General features: G+C 70.9%; 17 protein-coding genes. 9 read left to right on the top strand and 8 right to left on the bottom strand.

The features are described from left to right. Positions 1-44 precede the first annotated feature (44 nt). Positions 45-539 (top strand): hypothetical protein, encoded by a 495-nt coding sequence (locus ACZ55U_RS03235; RefSeq protein ID WP_465521853.1) that lies wholly within the window; start codon positions 45-47, stop codon positions 537-539. 45 nt (positions 540-584) lie between these two features. Here the strand turns inward: ACZ55U_RS03235 and ACZ55U_RS03230 are convergent, their stop codons facing one another. Continuing rightward, positions 585-2,000 carry a hypothetical protein gene (locus tag ACZ55U_RS03230; RefSeq protein ID WP_465521851.1) on the bottom strand — a complete coding sequence of 472 codons (1,416 nt, stop codon included), beginning with the start codon at positions 1,998-2,000 and terminating at the stop codon, positions 585-587. A gap of 225 nt (positions 2,001-2,225) precedes the next feature. Between ACZ55U_RS03230 and ACZ55U_RS03225 the strand changes: the two genes are divergently transcribed. From ACZ55U_RS03225 to ACZ55U_RS03205, 5 genes are all read left to right on the top strand, one after another. Further along, the gene (locus ACZ55U_RS03225) at positions 2,226-2,849 is read left to right on the top strand and encodes a Crp/Fnr family transcriptional regulator (RefSeq protein ID WP_465521849.1); all 624 of its coding nucleotides are present in this window, start codon (positions 2,226-2,228) and stop codon (positions 2,847-2,849) included. A gap of 144 nt (positions 2,850-2,993) precedes the next feature. Then, entirely contained in the window at positions 2,994-3,866 is an 873-nt protein-coding gene (locus ACZ55U_RS03220) for a hypothetical protein (RefSeq protein ID WP_465521847.1), read from the top strand. Positions 3,867-4,237: 371 nt separating this feature from the next. Then, the gene (locus ACZ55U_RS03215) at positions 4,238-5,032 is read left to right on the top strand and encodes a hypothetical protein (protein WP_465521845.1); all 795 of its coding nucleotides are present in this window, start codon (positions 4,238-4,240) and stop codon (positions 5,030-5,032) included. Next, a complete protein-coding gene (locus tag ACZ55U_RS03210) occupies positions 5,029-5,334 on the top strand; it encodes a helix-turn-helix domain-containing protein (RefSeq protein ID WP_465521843.1) in 306 nt (101 codons plus the stop codon). The genes ACZ55U_RS03215 and ACZ55U_RS03210 overlap by 4 nt, the downstream gene beginning before the upstream one ends. A 5-nt stretch (positions 5,335-5,339) precedes the next feature. Further along, positions 5,340-6,413, top strand: a complete 1,074-nt coding sequence (locus tag ACZ55U_RS03205) for a hypothetical protein (RefSeq protein ID WP_465521841.1) — start codon at positions 5,340-5,342, stop codon at positions 6,411-6,413. 97 nt (positions 6,414-6,510) lie between these two features. Here the strand turns inward: ACZ55U_RS03205 and ACZ55U_RS03200 are convergent, their stop codons facing one another. Beyond that, entirely contained in the window at positions 6,511-6,969 is a 459-nt protein-coding gene (locus ACZ55U_RS03200) for a DinB family protein (protein ID WP_465522222.1), read from the bottom strand. A gap of 311 nt (positions 6,970-7,280) precedes the next feature. On the opposite strand from ACZ55U_RS03200, the gene ACZ55U_RS03195 reads away from it, so the two are divergent. After that, positions 7,281-8,093 (top strand): class I SAM-dependent methyltransferase, encoded by an 813-nt coding sequence (locus tag ACZ55U_RS03195; protein ID WP_465521839.1) that lies wholly within the window; start codon positions 7,281-7,283, stop codon positions 8,091-8,093. Between the two features lie 150 nt (positions 8,094-8,243). On the opposite strand, the gene ACZ55U_RS03190 is transcribed toward ACZ55U_RS03195, so the two are convergent. The 3 genes from ACZ55U_RS03190 to ACZ55U_RS03180 form a co-directional block, all read right to left on the bottom strand. Then, the gene (locus ACZ55U_RS03190; RefSeq protein ID WP_465521837.1) at positions 8,244-8,951 is read right to left on the bottom strand and encodes a hypothetical protein; all 708 of its coding nucleotides are present in this window, start codon (positions 8,949-8,951) and stop codon (positions 8,244-8,246) included. A 217-nt stretch (positions 8,952-9,168) separates the two neighbouring features. Beyond that, the gene (locus tag ACZ55U_RS03185; RefSeq protein WP_465521835.1) at positions 9,169-9,450 is read right to left on the bottom strand and encodes a hypothetical protein; all 282 of its coding nucleotides are present in this window, start codon (positions 9,448-9,450) and stop codon (positions 9,169-9,171) included. Positions 9,451-9,629: 179 nt separating this feature from the next. Beyond that, positions 9,630-10,937: an MFS transporter gene (locus tag ACZ55U_RS03180; protein ID WP_465521833.1), complete on the bottom strand. Its 1,308-nt coding sequence runs from the start codon at positions 10,935-10,937 to the stop codon at positions 9,630-9,632. A gap of 307 nt (positions 10,938-11,244) precedes the next feature. Here ACZ55U_RS03180 and ACZ55U_RS03175 point away from each other — a divergent pair, with 307 nt between their 5' ends. After that, entirely contained in the window at positions 11,245-12,648 is a 1,404-nt protein-coding gene (locus tag ACZ55U_RS03175; RefSeq protein ID WP_465521831.1) for a condensation domain-containing protein, read from the top strand. A gap of 230 nt (positions 12,649-12,878) precedes the next feature. Next, on the top strand, positions 12,879-13,688 hold the full coding sequence (locus ACZ55U_RS03170; RefSeq protein WP_465521828.1) for an AAC(3) family N-acetyltransferase: 810 nt from the start codon (positions 12,879-12,881) through the stop codon (positions 13,686-13,688). 56 nt (positions 13,689-13,744) lie between these two features. Here the strand turns inward: ACZ55U_RS03170 and ACZ55U_RS03165 are convergent, their stop codons facing one another. From ACZ55U_RS03165 to ACZ55U_RS03155, 3 genes are all read right to left on the bottom strand, one after another. Then, on the bottom strand, positions 13,745-15,274 hold the full coding sequence (locus tag ACZ55U_RS03165; RefSeq protein WP_465521826.1) for a M1 family metallopeptidase: 1,530 nt from the start codon (positions 15,272-15,274) through the stop codon (positions 13,745-13,747). 171 nt (positions 15,275-15,445) lie between these two features. After that, positions 15,446-16,966, bottom strand: coding sequence for a M1 family metallopeptidase (locus ACZ55U_RS03160; protein WP_465521824.1), 1,521 nt, complete (start codon positions 16,964-16,966; stop codon positions 15,446-15,448). Between the two features lie 180 nt (positions 16,967-17,146). Beyond that, the gene (locus ACZ55U_RS03155) at positions 17,147-18,019 is read right to left on the bottom strand and encodes a sulfurtransferase (RefSeq protein WP_465521822.1); all 873 of its coding nucleotides are present in this window, start codon (positions 18,017-18,019) and stop codon (positions 17,147-17,149) included. Positions 18,020-18,072 lie beyond the last annotated feature (53 nt).

The following is an 18,072-nucleotide window of genomic DNA, read 5'->3' as shown; positions in this document are numbered from 1 at the left end:
CCCGGCTACCCGTCCGTCCCCGGCCCGCGAAGGGATCAGCAGCTGTGAACCGTACGACCGTAGGTGGGCCGGAGCTCGGGGGCGGCCGGGGCGCCGGGGGCGTCCTCGTCCTCGTCGACCCGGCCGGGGCCGGGAACAGCCCGGTCGCGGAGCTGCTCGTCCGGGAACTGACCCCGAGCGTCCACCTGCGGACGGACGACTTCCTGCGGGTCATCCACAACGGCCCGCTCCCGCCCGACCTGCCCGAGGCCGTGCGCCAGAGCGCCACCGCCCTGGCCGCCGCCGCCCAGGCCGCCTTCGCCTACGCCACCCGCGGCTACCGCGTCGTCGTGGAGGCCGCCGCCGCACCGGCCGCCCTCGACACCTTCCGCCGCGAGAGCCGCACCACCGGCGCCGCCCTCCACTACGTCGTGCTCCACCCCGGCCCGGCCCCCGAGGACGCCACCCACACCCTCGACACCACCGGCCTCACCCCCGGGACGACCACCACCGCCGTCCTCGCCGCCCTCACCGACCGCACCCACCTCCTGGGCTGGTAGGCCCGCCGGGGTGCCTGAGGTCCCGGGACCTCAGGCACCCGAGGGTCACCGTTCGGATGGGGCAGTTTCCTTCTTCTCGTCACACTCCGGCATGATCCGAACAGCGATGACGGTCCCGTCGTCACCGAACGACACCGTGCCCCATCCGTTGGCTTCCGTGCCACCAGGCAGTTCCTCGCGCAGGGCGTAGGCCTGACGCCGGTACTCCTCGACCTCCCCTCCGACCAGGAGTTCGTACAGGTCCTTCGCCACCCCGGAGAACGCTTCGACGCGTCGGCCTCCCAGTCGAAACACCTGGTCCGTACCGACGAACGTCACACTGCCGAACCGGTGCTCCGCGTCACGTACGCTGGACGACCCGGCGAAGGTGTCTTCCTTGTAGTGCTTGTGCCCCTGCCCCTCCGTGAGGTATTGGGCAATCTCCTTGCCGGTACCGGCGAACGCGAGTTGGCCGGCCGCACCGGTCCTGACGAGCACCTTCCCGAACCAGTCGACCCGGTTCCGCGGGATGAAGAATCCGTCGTGGACCCGGGCGCCCCGGCCTCCCGACACCGGGACCTTCACGGAGTTGACGTACGGTGGGTTCCGCTGCCTGACCACGACGTCAGCGCTGTCCGGCCCACCGGACGGCCGTACAGGCAGCATCCCCGTCCCGGGGGCCTGCAAGGCATTGACGGTGATGCCTCCCTCTGCCAGCAACTCGGTCGACAAGAGCAGGCAAGGCGTGCTGTTCCACCTGCCGATGTGGAAGTACTCAGCACGCTCGGCACCTCGGGCCAGTTGACCGAATGCGGTTCTGTCGGCCACGGACGTCCGACTCCCGCTGGCCTGATGGTTCCCGTTGACCGTGACGGCGAACACCACGGAGGGCTCTCCCGGCCGCCATGCCTCGATGAAGAAGTCAGGCCGCGGCCGAGCACCCAGAGTCGGTCGTGGCCCAGGCCGCGCGAAACCCGCCAGGAGCACCATCTCGGCATCCACCACAGAGACCAACCGGTCAGGGAATCGGTTCCGAACGACCCGCTCAGCTACCGCGAGCCCGAACGCCCGGCCCAACTCCCGTGCTTGCATGGACCGGTACCACTGTTCGGGAAGCAGTCCCGTCGCCGTCAGGGCCATCCGTCCGTGGGCGCCTGCTCCCAGCGCCCGGCAGTACTTGAGGGCCTGCCACTGCTCGGCCAACCCTCGGCCGTGCCCGTGTCGGGCCAGTGTCGTGGCCCTCGCGAACGTTCCGATCAGTTCCCACGGGGTGACGACGAGATCGCCGCCATCCTCATGCGGCAGTGCGCCCAAACCACTCCTGCGGTGGCTCGGCTCGCCGTCGCCGTCCTTCCGACCACGCTTGCGGTCGATGGCAGCCGCGGCTTTCGACACGTTCGCCACCAGCGACGGTGCTGAAAAGACGCGCACACGCAGAGAGCGGCCGAGCCGCTCAAGCATTTCCTCGGTTGTTGGCTCCATGTGTCGAGACGGTAGGGACCTGCAACGGGGCGCACGCAAGTGCGCATAGAGCAAACCGAACCACTTCCCGATGCACGAGTACATTTTCACACCATTACTTCGATCCCCTCGCGCTCTTCTTCGACTCCCGGCCAGCCCCCATGATTCCTTTCGGGATTCAGCCCAGCCCATCCAAATCATTCGGTCGACCCCGATCAGAAAATGGGCAAACCCGGAAGGAGAGCCATGGACGTCGAACAAGGTTGGAAGGCCCTCTTCGATTCGGGCCGCAAGCGGACCTTCGAGCCTGACCACCTCATCCTCCGCAAGGGCGAGGAAATGGGCGCGGTCCTGTTGATCCGGAGCGGTTGGGCCGTAGCGACGGACCCGCATCGGGACGGCAGCGAGACCACCCTCGAACTGCGCGGAATGAACCAACTCCTCGGCGAGACGTCCGCCCTGAGCGGATGCCGCCGCAACGCCCACGTCCGGGCGGTCTGCCGAACCGTCGTGTCCGCCGTGACCAGCGACCGCTTCCTCGCCTACGTGCAGGAGCACGGCCTTCTCAAGGAACTCCTCCTCAACTCCCACGATCAGCAGCGCGCAGCCAACCAGCGCATCGGCTCCCGGCGCTTCGGGGTCACCACCTGTCTCAGCCGGCTGCTCCTCGACCTCTCCCGACGGTGCGGCTCCCCAATCGTGCAGGGAATCCCCCGGAAGGTAATCGCGGATCTGATCGGAGTGACCCCCAGGACGCTTCACACGGCGATCACCAAGCTGTCTGAACTCGACGCCGTCCATTCCAAGCGATACGGGATCGAAATCCGCAACGAGGGCACCCTGCGCGCGATAGCCCACATCGACGACTGAGGCAAGCCCAGCCATCGCCAACAATGAAGTGATTCACCTCACCCCGCGGCGCGGAAATATTTCCGCCCCGAAAAGCGAGGCCACACCGATCCTCGAAGCAGCCGGAATTCACGGCACCGAGAGACCAGCCTTCGAGGAGCGAAAATGCCCGAATCGTACTGGCCCGCCCCGGCCGCGAGCCGCCCCCTCCCGCCCCGCCACGGCCTTCTGGCGGTGGACGCGAAGGACTCCACCGCCCTGCCCTCTGTGAGGCAGGCCGCACTGAGCCGTGCGATCACCGAGACCCTGGACCGGGCCCTCGACTGCGCAGGGCTTGGCTCGATGCCCCGGCCGTTCATCACCAACACCGGCGACGGTCTGTCCTTCGGATTCCCTCCGGAGTACCTCCCGATGGTCGTTCATCCCTTCATCGACCGGTTCAACGACCTCCTCCTCCAGCACAACACCCACAGCACCGGCGTACCGATGCGGCTGCGCATGAGCCTCCACTCCGGCGCCGTGCCCCTCGCCTACGGGCAGCCCGGTGACGGCAACGCGACGCCGCGCAGTGAGAGCCAGCGGCTGCTGGACTCGGGGGTCGCACGCCGTTACCTCGCGTCCGGCAGCGCGAACGCCACTCCGCTGGTCGCGATCGTCTCCGACGCCGTGTTTCAAGAGGTGGTCGTAGGGGGCTACTGCGCGCTCCCACCGGAGCGGTTCATCGAGGTCAGCGCCGAGTGCAAGAACTACTCACAGCTGGCCTGGATGTACGTCCCCACGCCCTCGGGCGGCCTGCTACGGTCCCTGCCCGGCACGGATCCCGACCCGGGCGCCCCGGCCCCGGCCGGCCCCGGGCCGCGCCCCGGCACGGACACTCCCGGACGAGCCTCCGCTTCACCCGGCCGGGACCGGGGCTGGTCGACGGGACCGGTGATCCGTACCCAGCAGGTTGAGAACGGCATCATCGCCACGGATTCGATCATCCACAGCGTCGAGAACCACGTGACGGCCGGCCTTCCTCCTCTGGAAATCAGGTGAGCACGACAGCTGCCGGAGGGGAGGTCTCGGGCGGTGGCACGCCTCCACCTGGGACCTCCTCCTCCCACCAGCGCGTCGGGCACGGCGCCAACTTCCACGGCACGCAGGTGGGAACGGTGAACATCTACACCGTGTCGCCCTCGCCCGTCCGCTCGGGCCTCCGGAGCGGCACGAGTGGCTCCCCTGCCAACCGAACGCCCCAGCAGCCCAGCCCTCCGACGAAGCACCTGCTCATGCTGGCCGCCAGGCTCTCCGAACTGGCCGATCCGGCCCGTCGGGCCTCCGTAGCGCTCCGGCTCCTCACCCCACCGCCGCCTCCCCCCAGCAAGCCCTGACAACCCAGTGTCTCCGACCAAGACGAGGAGGAGCCGATGGCTCCACTCACCACTACCCGGCTCTTCGATGCGATCGAGTCCCGCGTCACCCAGCCGGAGCCCTCCCGCCCGGCCGTCTTTCGCGTCACCATGGCGGACGGTCCCATCGAACTCACTCCGGAAGACGCGCGGGAACTCGTCCACGGCCCCGGCCGCGATGGTTCACAGGCCGAAGCCGTGTGGCGCTCCGCCATCGCCCTGGCCCGCGCCGGAGCCACAGACGCCCCTGTGCCACAGCCGTACTGGGACGTGCTGCCGGTATGGCTGACGCTGCCCCGACTGCGCCGGATCGTGCGCCGTATCATGCTCCGATTCCCTGTCGACCGAAGCGAGTTGGAAGCCGCGACGGTCCTGGGCGTGATCGTTGGGATTCATCAGATCAACAACAACCAGCACCCGATCGGGAGCGGGATCGATGCCTCCGAGGTGCGCACCGGGGCACGCCTCATGGTCTCCGCGAGCAGGCACGCCTGGGAGTTCGCACGGCAGGGCTACCACGAGCGGCCCGTCTCACCCCGCTCCACCATCGCCGAAGAGCTGCAAGCTCTGTGGCACTTGCCCGCTTCCGAACCCACCGACTGGGAACTCCACATCTCGCCTCCCTGTCGGGAGGACGGCAGCCTCGCCGCACCCATCTGCTTCACGGTCTCCCGCCAACGTCTCGCCGGCGAGCGACTCGGTGCACTGGCCACCGGGATCGGACTGCACGAGATCGTCTACCGCGCCCGCCGCCCGCGAGCCGGTCGGCGCATCGGGACCCTCTCCCTGCGACCCTCCAGGAGCCCACGATGAGCTACTCTCCCGAACGCGCGCTGAGCTTCGCGGAGGCCTTCGACCTCCCGCTCTGCGTCGACCTCGGCACCGCTGCCCGAGCCCTCGGTGTGTGCCGTGCCACCGCGTACCGGCTCGTCCACTTCGATGGATTCCCCTGCCGGGTCATCCGACTCGGCCACCAGTACCGTGTCCCCACTGCCGCGCTCCTCCGCGCCCTCGACATCGAGGAGCTTCCCGTCTACGCCAGTCACCTGGCCGCTGGCGCCGAACACGCCGCCCGCATCAACGAGCCGAACCCCGACACGGAGGTCCCACAGTGACGGTCATGACCATTGCCGCCGCCGAACCGGACCAGCCGAACGTGCCGACCTGCTTCGTGATCGGCCCCATCGGAGACGAACACGCCGAGCTCGGCAGCCCCGAACGAAGCACCTACGAACAGGCCCTGGTCGTCTACGACGAGGTCATTCGTGCGGGCTGCAAACCGCACGGCATCGTTCCCCTTCGCGCCGACGCCATCGCCGACGTCGGCGAGATCACCGAACAGATCCGCATCCACCTCATCGAGGCTGACATCGTCATCGCCGACGTCAGCGGTGGTAACCCCAACGTGATGTACGAGCTCGGGTTCCGGGACGCCATCGGCAAGCCCATGATTCTCATCGGGGAGAGCGGGCAGTTGCCCTTCGACATCGCCCGCAAGCGGACCATCAGGTTCCGCCGGGACGCCAGCGGCATGTTCCAAGCCCGTGAGCAGCTCCACCGCTTCCTTTCCGAGGGCATCACCAAGGGGTTCGGCTCCTTCACCGCGGTCGGCTCGTCGTCCGATCTTCGACCTGCCGCAGCCTCAGGGGAGCAGGAAGACGAACCAGGGCTGTTCGACCGAATCGCCCATGCCGAAGCCCAGATGGAGGCTGTCCTGGTCGACATGGAGGAGATGACGGAGGCCATGACCCTCATCGGGGCCCTCAGCGCGGAGTTCACGCCGGACCTGACCGCTGACAACTCTCCCAGCGCGAGGCTCGCGATCGTCAAGCGTTATTCCGACGCCATCACGGCCCCGGCCGCTGCCTTCCGTTCCAGCGCCGACGCCTTCGCCCAACGAATGGCCGACGTGAACGAGGGAATCCACGCGACACTCGACTTCGTCGAGCAGCAGCCCCCGGAGGAGCGAGACCCGACGACTCCGGACCAGCTCGAAGGCCTCCTCCTCGCCAGCGAGAAGTGGCTGACGGGTACTGCCGAGATCGTCGGTCTCGGTGCGGTCATGAAGCAGGCGTCCGGCTACTCCCGCTTCCTGCGCGCTCCCGCCCGGGACGTGCACGAGGCGGTCCGCGCTGTCCTCACCGTTATCCAGGGCGTCGAGTCCTGGGACAGGCGGGTCCGTTCGCTTCTCTAGGGACGCTCACTCAAGAACGCTTCCTTCCCGAATGGGCGCCGACCGCTGAGTGGTCGGCGCCCACCGCCCCTGAGCCGGCACGGCTGGTAGGCCCGCGCTACGCGCCCGTCACCCCGTCGATCGCCTCCCGCAGGAGGTCCGCGTGCCCGTTGTGGCGGGCGTACTCGTGGATCAGGTGGAGCATCACCAGCCGCAGCGACACCTCGGCGTCCCACCGGGCCTGGTAGCCCGTGACGTCGAGGGAGCCGGCGGCGAGCTCGATCCGGCGGGAGTGCTCGACCTCGTCCCGCCAGGCGGTGAAGGCCTCGGCCCGGGTGGCGCCGGTGGGGTCGTACGCGGCCTGGTAGTCGCCGTCCTCGGACCAGACCAGTGGCAGCTCCTCACCGTTGATCACCCGGCGGAACCAGGTCCGCTCCACCTCCGCCATGTGCCGGACCAGCCCGAGCAGGCTGAGCGTGGAGGGCGGGCCGGCGCGCCGGCGCAACTGCTCGTCGGTCAGGCCCTCGCACTTCATGGCGAGGGTCGCCCGGTGGAAGTCGAGGAAGCCGCGCAGCATCTCGCGCTCGCCGCCGGTCAGCGGCGGGGCGGGGCGTTCGTCGGGGACGTTCACGGTGGCGCTCTCCTCGGGGTGGCCGACAGTTCTCCGTGGACGGTAACGGACCGTCCGCCCCACCCGGAACGCCTTTTCCGCCGGGGCGGAAGGGGGCGTGCGACGGGGCTTCAATCGCCCTGGGGTGCCCCCGCACGCCCCCTCTACCACCTGGACACCGGACGATCACTTACCGTGTTCAGGCCACCACAGGTTTGGGTACGTACCCCGGCGCACCCGATGGCCGGGCGCCCACCGAGCAGGAGACCCAGCGGCCCATGGACCACAACCGCATCCCCAAGACCGTGCGCCAGACCTATGGCGTCGACGACCTCAGCACCGCCCCGTCGTTCGCCGGAGGTTTCATCAACTTCGGCTACTGGCAGGGGATCGACCTCGCCGACCCGACCCCCGAGGACCGGGTGCGCAGCCAAGAGCAGCTCTACCGGCGGGTGTTGCGGGAGTTCCCCGAGCCACGCGAGCAGCTGCGGCTGGCGGAGGTCGGCTGCGGCCGCGGTCTGGGGGCGGCCCTCGCCCTGCGGGAGTTCCGCTTCGCGGCGGTGACGGGGGTGGACATCCACCCCGACCAGATCGAGCGCGCCCGCGCCGTCAACGCGAGAGCACTCGCGACGTACCCCGATCGGCTGGCGTACACCCTCGGCGCGGCCGACGAACTCCCCTTCTCCGACGGCTACCTGGACGGCGTCTTCTCCGTCGAGGCCGCCCAGCACTTCCGCGAACTCGCCGGCTTCGCCCACGAGTCCGCCCGCGTCCTGCGCCCCGGCGGCCGGATCGCGGTGACCACCTTCTTCACCGCCCCCGGCGACGACGCCGCCGAACGCCTCAAGATCATGCTCGCCAGCTTCGCCGACGGCCTCGACATCGCCCACCCCGTCGACGGCTTCGCCGACGACCTCACCCGGGCCGGTTTCACCGACATCACCACCGAGTCGATCGGCACCGACGTCTGGCCCGGCTTCGACCGCTACCTCGCCGACACCCTCCCCGCCGCCCACTGGTCCCGCCACTTCCTCACCGCCTGGCGCGACGGCCTCCTCGACTACCACGTCATCACCGCCACCCGCGCCTGACCGGCCGCCTCGCCCTTCGTCGCAGCCCTCCGCCCACGGAGGAACGGCGGAGCCCCACGAGGTTCTCGTGGGGCTCCGCCGTCCGACCGCGCTGCCGTCAGGAGGGCCCGAAACCCTCAACGGAACGGTAGCCCGGCATGGGTTCCGTGGTCAGGGCACGGAGATGATCCGCCGGATCCGGACCGGAACACGCATCTCGACTCGTTCGGACCTCTCCCGGCACCACTCCCGGCCGGCCCGGGAGCTCGACCTCCAGCCATCCTTCAGGTACCGCCGTACGAGCCACGGCCTGAGCACGATCGGAAGCTCCTGCGGATACGGAATCCGATGACAGACGTCGGCGATGGCCCCGATCCTCTCCATGGCTTCGCCGTCCACGGCACCGCGACGTCGCTCGGCTATCGCGAGGATGTCCTCGAACCCCGCCGAGAGGAGCTCGTCGCACCAGGCAGCCGAACCCGACCGACGCCGGTCGGCAAGCGGGCCGCGCTTGGACCCGGTGGCCGGCTCCACTGTTCGCCGCCCGTCACGGCAGGCCGCGGCAAGATGACCTGCCGCAGTCTGCCCGACGTAGATCCGGACTGTCTCCTCCAGCCAGTACCGCCCGACCGGGTCTGCGTTCGACCAGCCCTGGACAAGTGCCGTCAGCCCGTCGGCTCCCCCGGCAGCGGCGTTTCTCACCGCGTGGCAGACACCCGCGACCCCGGTGACATAACGTCCTGCTCCCAGGGTTCCCGGAGCGATCCCCCAGGCCGCAGCCTCTGCTTCGGGAACTCCGTGCCGAACCGTCGACCGAATCCCCAGGAAGCCCTGAACGGTGCACCGCCACAGCGCGCGCCTGATGTCGGAGCGCTCCATACACTGACCTCTCTTCGAGGGACGGGGAGTCCTTGGGGCAGGCATGCCGTCCAGTGCCCCTACCTGAGCCTGTGCAGATAGATGGGCTCATCCCAACTGATCTTGCCCTGTTCCGCGAGCTCCTTGAGGACGAACGGGCGATGGTTTCCGTTGTCCACGGTCCTGCCGTCGCTCATCAGCGACGGATACATCCCGTCGCGCGGGCGGAAGATCGACTTCAGCAGCTTTCCCTTGCTCGCGACCGGGAGCCGGACTTGCTGGTGTCCAGGGTGAGTTCGTCGACCCCGAGGTTGAGCGTGGTGCGACCGGGGTCGCGCCGGATCAGCTGGTCGCCGTCGGCGTCGTAGAGGCACGAAGTCCCCTCCGGCTCCCCGGCCTTGGCGACCGACGCGAGTTTTTCCTCGCTGCCCCAGATCAGGGACGTGGTGCCGGTGGTGACCCCTGGGGCGGAGTGGTGTCGGTGCGGTCGACGCCGGGGTAGGCCGTCACCGTCGCCCACTGCTGCTGCCCGTAGGAGACGAACGACGCCGACCAGGTCTGGCGCTTCTGACGGGCGGCCTCCCGCGACCGGGGCCCAGGGGCCGCCCGTGAGCGGGCCCGCCACCTGAGCGGCGCCTTCCGCACGACAGTTGCGGAGGGCGCCGCTCGTCTCCTCGGGCCCCTCCGCGCCCGCGCCGCTCAGCCCGCGGCCTTTCCCGCCGCCTGCGGCCGCGGCTGTGCGGCCTCCGCCCGGCCCAGCTCCGCCAGCCGCCGCAGGCTGGCCCGGCGCTGGAGGGCGCCGAGGCCGACGGTCGCCGCGCCGAGCCCCAGCCAGCCGGCCGGCCCGGCCGCCATCACCACCCCGGTCAGCAGCAGCGGGCCCGCCGCCTTCTGCACCGACTGGGACATCCCGGCGACCCCCAGGTACGAGGCCCGGGCGCCCGGCGGTGCCAGCACGACCGCCAGTTCCCAGGAACTCACCGAGCGCAGCAGCTCCGCCAGGGTGACCAGCATCGCCGCGGCCAGCAGCAGCACCGAGGCCGGCCACGGCCCGGCGCCGGTGGCGAGCACCACCAGCACGCAGCTCGCCAGCACCGCCACCCCGTACCAGCGCACCGCCGCGGCCGCTCCGCGCGGGCCGTCCGCCCAGGCCGAGACGCGCAGTTGCAGCAGCACCACGAGCACCGTGTTGAGCACCAGGACGACCGGGACGACGGCGTGCGGCGCGCCGGTGTGGTGGACCAGCCAGAGCGGCAGACCGACGTTGAGGATCGAGTCGTCCAGGTTCAGCGGCATGTCCAGCAGGACGAAGCGCAGGTAGCCACGGTCGCGCCAGGGGCTCGGCGCCGCCGACGGCTCCCCGCCGCCCGCGCCGGGCCGCGCCCCGGACCTCGCGGCGACCAGGCCGTGCCCGGACGGCTCCCGGGTGCGCCAGACCAGGACGGCGGCCAGCACGAAGGACAGCCCGTTGGCCAGGATCAGCGCCCGGTAGGCGGCCGTGGTCCCGGCCGCCAGCCCGATCGCGGCGATGCCGGCGCCGAGTGCGTACCCGGCGTTGGCGACGCTGCGGAACAGCGCCTGGTAGGTGGCCCGCCGCTCGCCCGCCACCCGGGTCGCGAACAGCATCTCCAGCGTCTTGGCCGCCCGCTCGGCCAGGCAGATCAGGGCCACGACGGGCAGCAGCGCCGCGAAGTCGCCGACCACCAGCAGCAGCACCATCGCGCCCAGCCGCAGCAGGTGGCAGCCGATCAGCAGCCATCGCACCGGAACCCGTTCGGCCGCCCGCCCGGCCAGCGGGGAGCCGGCGACCCCCGCCACCGCGCCCACCCCGAGCAGCAGCCCCAGCTGCCGCGCGTCCATCCCGCAGACGTAGGTGAAGTACAGCACCGAGGCGGCGGCCCACAGCCCCGTCCCGGTCCGGTCGACGCACTGCGCCAGCAGCATGATCCGCGCGTCCCGCCCGCCCGGGGGCCGCCGCAGCTGCGCCATCAGTCCGTTCTCCCGCATGGCAGGCCCCCCGTCGCTTCAGTCGTGCGCGTCGCACCCTCGACATCAATCTCGACATCAAGATACTTCATATCAAGAGACTTACGGAACCCTCGCACCATCGGCAGCACCGCCGGCCCGCCCCCAGGCGCCTTCCTCGGCTCCTCGGCTGCGCCCGGATCGGCCACCGCCCCGCGACCCTCGACGCACGGCGGGCGGTGCGCCACACTCTCCCCAGCAGCACCCGCGCTCCCAACGCACCCGCGCTCCCAACGCACCGGCACGACGCCACGACGCCACGACCACCGCACTACGGAGAGCCCACACGGTGACCACTCGCCAACTGCTGGAGATCGCCCTCTCGTCCGGCCGCTCCGGGACCGGACCGGCCACCTGGGGCCAACGGGCCATCTGGGACGCCGTGCGACAGCTGCCGCCGGCCGACGCGCCGCGCTACAACATCGCCACCGCGGCGCCGCTGGACCCCGGACTGCCGCTGCCCGTGCTGCTCACCGCCCTGGAGCAGCTGCTGCACCTGCACGACTCGCTGCACACCCGGCTGCTCCCGGACGAGGACGGCGGCCTGCGCCAAGTCGTCGACCCCGACGGCGCCCTGGGCGTCCACCTGCTGCCCGCCACGGCGCACGAGGACCCGGCGGAGCTCGGCGCCCGGCTGCACGGGGAACTGGCGGCCCAGTCCTTCGACACCGCCGAGCAGTGGCCCGTCCGAGTCGGCGCCGTGACGACCCCCGACGGCCTCGTCCGGCACATCAGCCTGGTGCTCTCGCACACCGCGGTGGACGGCTCCGGGATGAGCCGTCTGGTCGCCGACCTCTCCGCCCTCTGCCTCGGCAGCTCCCCCGAGCAGCTGGCCGGCGCCCGCATCCCGGCCCGACAACCGCTGGAAGAGGCCGAGTTCCAGACCTCCGAGCGGGGCCTGCGACGCGACGCGGCGGCCCGGCAGCAGTTCGTTCGCAAGCTCCGGCTGGGCCCGCCCCGGCTCTTCCCGCCGGTGGCCGAACCACCCGGCACCGAGCCGCCCGCCGTGGAACCGTCCGACACGGAGCGACCCGACGCCGAGCCGCCCGCCCGGTTCCCGAACGCGGTGCTCCGCTCCCCCGCCCTGCCCCGCGCCCTGGAGCGGGTGGCGGCCACCCACCGGGTCAGCACCGGCTCGGTCCTGCTCGCCGCGACGGCCACGATGACCGCCCGGCTCTCCGGCTCGGCCGAGGCCGTGCTGAACGTCGTGGTCAACAACCGCTTCCTGCCCGAGCTGGCCAACGCGGTGAGCGTGGTCGCGGGCGACGGACTGTTCCACCTCGCCGACGCCACCGCCGAGTTCGGTGACGTCGTGCGCCGCACCCACGCCGCCGCGATCGGCACCTACCGCCACGCGTACTACGACAAGTCGGCCCTGGCTGCGGAGGTCGCCCGGCTGACCGCCGAGGGCGTCCCGCTCGCCGACCGCTCCTGCGTCTTCAACGACACCCGGGAGCTGCTCCCGGCCGCGGCCGACCCCGGCAGCGACGGGACCACCCTCACCTGGCCGGTGGAGTTCGAGCCGCGCCCGGGCCTGACCTACGCCCTGGACGCGCTCCAGTCCGCGCAGGCGCTGAGCCTGGCCATGACGGCCGATCCGGCCGTGCTCCCGCGCGCGGCGATGGAGCGCTTCCTCTACGGCGTCGAGGAGCTGATCCTCACGGAGGCCGGGGCGGGGCGAGCGCCGGCCTGATCACCCCCGGTGGGCACCCGGCCGCACCGCCCGGACACACGACCGGTTCGCACCGCCCGTGCGCACGACCGGTTCGCACCGCCCGGCCGCACGACCGGCCGCCCGGCGGCGCCCCACCCCAGCCCGAGCTGACGCTCGGTACCCCCGCCCTGACCGACTGTCAGTGGCACCCGCTATGGTCGGCCCCGAACGATCCCGCACCAACCTCACCGCCGTCACCAGGAGGCACCATGACGACACCGGGCACCGCCCCGCTCACCACCGCCGACCTCGTGGAGGGCTGGCGCCGCGTGGGCGTCCGCGACGGCATGGCGCTGATCGTGCACTCCTCGCTCTCCAGCCTCGGCCGGGTCGAGGGCGGCGCGGCGGCGGTGGTGGCCAGCCTGCGCGAGGCGGTCGGCCCGGAGGGCACCGTCGCCGTGCCCGCCTTCACCTCCGACACGGTCCGCGACCCGGCCCCCGGGCACAGCGGCCCGCCCAACGCCGACATAGCCGAGCGGCGGGCCGCCGTCCCGCTGTTCCATCCCGAACTCCCCTCCACCACGGGCGCGGTGGCGGAGGCGCTGCGGGCCCTGCCGGAGAGCCACCGCAGCTCCCACCCCCAGGTCTCGGTCGCCGCGGTCGGCGCGCACGCCCGGGAGGTCACCGCCCGCCGCTCGCTCGGCTTCGCCGTCGGCCGGGAGTCGCCGTTCGGCGCGCTGCACGACCTCGGCGGGTACGTGCTGCTGGTCGGTGTCGGGCACAACCGCAACACCTTCCTGCACTACGCCGAGACGTTCGCCCCCAACCGCCGGCTCAAGCTCCGCCGCTTCCCGATGGCGATCCAGGGCGAGCGGGTCTGGATCGAGGCGCCGGACGTGGCGGACGACAACGACACCCACTTCCCGGTGGTGGGGCGGGAGTTCGAGGAGCGGGCGGGCATCCGGGAGGTCCTGGTCGGCAACGCGCCCTGCCGGCTGGTCCCGGTCCGCGACCTCATACCCTTCGCCGTCCGCCGCCTCACCGAACTGCTGGCGGCGGACGGCCCGGGAGTGGCATAGCCCCGGGCCGGCGGTTCCCGCGCGTGCGGGAACCGCCGACCGGACGGTCCGTGCCGTCAGTTACGCGCTTCGTGCTCCTCGTTGCTCTCCTGGATCTTCTTCCAGGACTTCGGCTCCACCGGCACCTGCCCCTGCGCCCCGTCCGCGCCGAGCGCCGGCGCGGCCGAGGCCGGGGCGCCCTTCGGCACCGGTCCGACGGCCGGCTTGCCGGGGGTGAACAGCCAGGTGTTCAGCACGTCCCCGAGCTTCTGGCCCGAGACCTTCTCCGCGTACGCCTGGAACTCCGGAATGGTGGCGTTCCCGTAGCGGCGCTCGGTCGGCCAGCCCTTGAGGATCCGGAAGAACTTCTCGTCCCCGACGGCATGGCGCAGCGCCTGGATGGCCATCGCGCCCCGGTAGTACACCGCGCTGGAGAACTGGTTCTCCTCACCCGGGTCGCCCGGCTTGACGCTCCAGAACGGGTCGCTCGCCGGGCGGGAGGCGTAGATGTAGTCGACCAGTTCCTGGACGGTGCCCTCGTTCTCGTGCTCGGACCAGAGGAACTGGGCGTACGTGGCGAAGCCCTCGTTCAGCCAGATGTCGCTCCAGCGCGAGAGCGAGACGCTGTCCCCGTACCACTGGTGGGCCAGTTCGTGGGCGACCACCGAGGTGTTGGAGCCGTCGGCGAACATCCCGGGGCTGTAGCGGACCCGGGTCTGGTTCTCCAGGGCGCCACCGCTGGTCACGTTGGGCACGTAGCCGCCGACGGAGCTGAACGGGTACTGGCCGAAGTAGCCGCTCAGCCAGTCCACCACCTCACCGGTGCGCTCGACGCTCGCCCGCGCCGCGCCCGCTTCCTCGCCGAGGTCCTTGCTGTAGGCGTTGTAGACCGGCACCCCGCTCGCCGTGGTGCCCTGGGTGACGTCGAACCTGCCGATCGCCAGGGTCGCCAGGTACGTCGCCTGCGGCTTGTTCTCGCGCCAGTTGTACCGGGTCCAGCCCGCCTGTGAACTGGTGCCGGTCAGCACGCCGTTGCTGATCACCTGGTTGCCGTCCGGCACCAGCACCGAGACGTCGTAGGTCGCCTTGTCGCTCGGGTGGTCGTTGCTCGGGAACCACCACCCGGCCGCCACGGGCTCGCTGGACGCCACCCCGCCGTCCGGGGTGCGGCGCCAGGCGGTGAAGCCGCCGTACCGCGTCACCGTGGACGGCACGTCCTTGTACCGCACCACGACGGTGGCCTGGGAGCCCTTGGCGAGCGGCCGGGCGGGGGTGATCTCCAGCTCCTGGTCGCCGCTGGTGGCGAACTTCGCGACCCGCCCGTTGACCAGGACCTCGGAGACCTTCAGGTTGAAGTCCAGGTTGAACCGGGAGAGGTTCTGGGTGGCGGTGGCCAGGATGGTGGTGGTGCCTTCGAGCTCGTCGGTGGCGGGCTGGTACTTCAGCCGGATGTCGTAGTGCGACACCTTGTAGCCGCCGTTGCCGAGGGTCGGGTAGTACGGGTCCCCGAGGCCGTCCGCACCGGGCTGGAAGCCGGTCGCCGAGGCGGGGACGGCCAGGAACAGGCTCAGGGCACCGGCAGCGGAGACGATCAGCCTCTTGCGCACATGGTCCTCCAGGGATCACCAGAGTGGTCGGGTTGGATCGATCCTTGCCCCGAAGTCCCCCACCCACCTTCCGTTTGTAGGACTTTCATGAAAAGAAACGAGCCGAAATGACGGCTCCACGGCGATGCCGCCGCGCCGCGAAGCCGCCACTTCGGACGTCACGACGCTCCGTCAGCTGTGCGCCTCGTGCACGGAGTTGGTCGCCTGGATCTTCTGCCAGGACTTCGGCTCGGCCGCCGGCTTCGCCTGCGTCTGGTCCGCACCCGCCGCCAGCGCCGCCGGGGTGCCCTTCGGCACCGGTCCGACGGCGGGCTTGCCGGGGGTGAACAGCCAGGTGTTCAGCACGTCCCCGAGCTTCTGACCCGAGACCTTCTCGGCGTACGCCTGGAACTCCGGAATGGTGGCGTTCCCGTAGCGGCGCTCGGTCGGCCAGCCCTTGAGGATCCGGAAGAACTTCTCGTCCCCGACGGCGTTGCGCAGCGCCTGGACGGCGACGGCCCCCCGGTCGTACACGGCGCTCGAGAACTGGTCGTCCGGGCCCGGGTCGCCCGGCTTGACGCTCCAGAACGGGTCGTCGGCCGGGTGCGAGGCGTAGACGTAGTCGGCCAGCTCCTGCGCGGTGCCCTCGTTCTCGTGCTCGGACCAGAGGTACTGCGAGTACCGGGCGAAGCCCTCGTTCAGCCAGATGTCGCTCCAGCGCGAGAGCGAGACGCTGTCCCCGTACCACTGGTGGGCCAGCTCGTGCACGACCACCGAGGTGTTGGCGCCCCTGGCGAACTGCCGGGGGCTGTAGAAGACCCGGGTCTGGGTCTCCAGGGCGTACCCGGTCGTCACGTTGGGCACGTAGCCGCCGACCGAGCTGAAGGGGTACTGGCCGAAGTAGCCGCTCAGCCAGTCCACCAGCTCGCCGGTGCGCTCGACGCTCGCCCGGGCCGCGTCCGCGTTGTCACCGAGGTCCTTGCTGTAGGCGTTGTAGACCGGCAGCCCGCTCGGCGTGGTGTCCCGGGTGATGTCGAACTTGCCGACCGCCAGCGTGGCCAGGTACGTCGCCTGGGGCTTGTTCTCGCGCCAGCTGTAGCGGGTCCAGCCGGCCTGGGAGGAGGTGCCGGTCAGCACGCCGTTGCTGATCACCTGGTTGCCGTCCGGCACCAGCACGGAGACGTCGAAGGTCGCCTTGTCGCTCGGGTGGTCGTTGCTCGGGAACCACCACCAGGCCGCCTCGGGCTCGTTGGCGGCCACGGCGCCGTCCGGGGTGCGGTGCCAGCTGGTGAAGCCGTACTTCTTCACGGTGGACGGCACGCCCTTGTACCGCACCACGACCGTGGCCTGGGAGCCCTTGGCGAGCGGCCTGGCGGGGGTGATCTCCAGCTCCTGCTCCCCGCTGGTGGCGAACTTCGCGACCCGCCCGTTGACCAGGACCTCGGAGACGTTCAGCGCGAAGTCAAGGTTGAAGCGGGAGAGGTCCTGGGTGGCGGTGGCCAGGATGGTGGTGGTGCCTTCGAGCTCGTCGGTGGCGGGCTGGTACTTCAGCCGGATGTCGTAGTGCGAGACGTCGTAGCCGCCGTTGCCGTAGGTCGGGTAGTAGGAGTCGCCCACCCCGGCCGCACCGGGCTGGAAGTCGGATGCCGAGGCGGGGACGGCCAGGAACAGGCTCAGGGCACTGGCAGCAGAGACGATCAGCCTCTTGCGCACGTGGTCCTCCAGGGATCACCGGAACGATTGGATTGAATCGATCCTTGTCCCGGAAGGCCTCGCTCCACTCCCCGATTGTGAGATGTTCATGAAAAGAAACGCGCCGACATCACACCGTCGCACTCACCCGGGCCGCGCTCACACCGTCGCGCCCATGCCGCCGCGCTCCTGCCGTCGCACTCACGCCCCGAGCGCCACCGGCGCCCGCACCAGCGAGCCGTACTCCGTCCACGAGCCGTCGTAGTTCTTCACGTGCGGGTACCCGAGCAGTTCGGTGAGCGCGAACCAAGTGTGCGCGGACCGCTCGCCGATCCGGCAGTACGCGATCACCTCGCGCTCCGACTCCACGCCCTTCCCCCCGTACAGCGCCCTCAGCTCCTCGGCCGACCGGAACGACCCGTCGTCGTTGGCCGCCTGTGACCAGGGGACGTTGACCGCGCCGGGGATGTGCCCGGGCACCTGCGCCTGCTCCTGCGGCAGGTGCGGCGGCGCGATCAGCTCGCCCCGGAACTCGGCCGGCGAACGGACGTCCACCAGCACCGCGTCCGCCCCGGGCTTGGCGAACACCTCGGCCTTGGCCAGGACCTCGTCCCGCATCGCCCGCAGCTCCGGCCACTCGGGCCCGCTCAGCCGGTAGTCGGTGTGCTGGTAGTCCATCACCTCGTGGGTGAGCTCCCGCCCCTCCAGCTCCCACTTCTTGCGCCCGCCGTCCAGCAGCCGCACGGGCCCGAAGCCGCGCAGCCGCAACAGCCAGTAGGCGTAGGCGGCGAACCAGTTGTTGTTGCCGCCGTACAGCACCACGGTGGTGTCGTCCTCGACCCCGGCCGCCCGCAGCAGGTGCTGGACGCCGTCCCGGTCGATGTAGTCCCGGCCGACCTGGCTGTGCAGGTCCGTGGTCCAGTTCCAGCCGACCGCGCCGGGAATGTGGTCCCGGTCGTAGGCCTCGGTGTCCTCGTCCACCTCGACGACCCGGATCGTCCCGTCGTCCAGGTGGTGGGCCAGCCACTCGGTCCGGACCAATGCCTCGGGGTGCGCGTAGCCGTTGCCGGTCATCCCAGGCCCTCCTTCGCTCTGCCCAGGGCTGCGGCGCCCGACCACGGGCACTG

The organism is Kitasatospora sp. NPDC034533 (assembly GCF_055575155.1).
This window is presented reverse-complemented; position numbering and strand designations above follow the sequence as displayed.

Coding starts and splice junctions, on each gene's coding strand:
- ACZ55U_RS03195 (WP_465521839.1), top strand. CDS start 7,281: ATGGACCACAACCGCATCCCCAAGACCGTGCGCCAGACCTATGGCGTC.
- ACZ55U_RS03200 (WP_465522222.1), bottom strand. CDS start 6,969: ATGCTGCGCGGCTTCCTCGACTTCCACCGGGCGACCCTCGCCATGAAG.
- ACZ55U_RS03220 (WP_465521847.1), top strand. CDS start 2,994: ATGCCCGAATCGTACTGGCCCGCCCCGGCCGCGAGCCGCCCCCTCCCG.
- ACZ55U_RS03180 (WP_465521833.1), bottom strand. CDS start 10,937: ATGCGGGAGAACGGACTGATGGCGCAGCTGCGGCGGCCCCCGGGCGGG.
- ACZ55U_RS03170 (WP_465521828.1), top strand. CDS start 12,879: ATGACGACACCGGGCACCGCCCCGCTCACCACCGCCGACCTCGTGGAG.
- ACZ55U_RS03210 (WP_465521843.1), top strand. CDS start 5,029: ATGAGCTACTCTCCCGAACGCGCGCTGAGCTTCGCGGAGGCCTTCGAC.
- ACZ55U_RS03155 (WP_465521822.1), bottom strand. CDS start 18,019: ATGACCGGCAACGGCTACGCGCACCCCGAGGCATTGGTCCGGACCGAG.
- ACZ55U_RS03230 (WP_465521851.1), bottom strand. CDS start 2,000: ATGGAGCCAACAACCGAGGAAATGCTTGAGCGGCTCGGCCGCTCTCTG.
- ACZ55U_RS03225 (WP_465521849.1), top strand. CDS start 2,226: ATGGACGTCGAACAAGGTTGGAAGGCCCTCTTCGATTCGGGCCGCAAG.
- ACZ55U_RS03190 (WP_465521837.1), bottom strand. CDS start 8,951: ATGGAGCGCTCCGACATCAGGCGCGCGCTGTGGCGGTGCACCGTTCAG.
- ACZ55U_RS03215 (WP_465521845.1), top strand. CDS start 4,238: ATGGCTCCACTCACCACTACCCGGCTCTTCGATGCGATCGAGTCCCGC.
- ACZ55U_RS03205 (WP_465521841.1), top strand. CDS start 5,340: ATGACCATTGCCGCCGCCGAACCGGACCAGCCGAACGTGCCGACCTGC.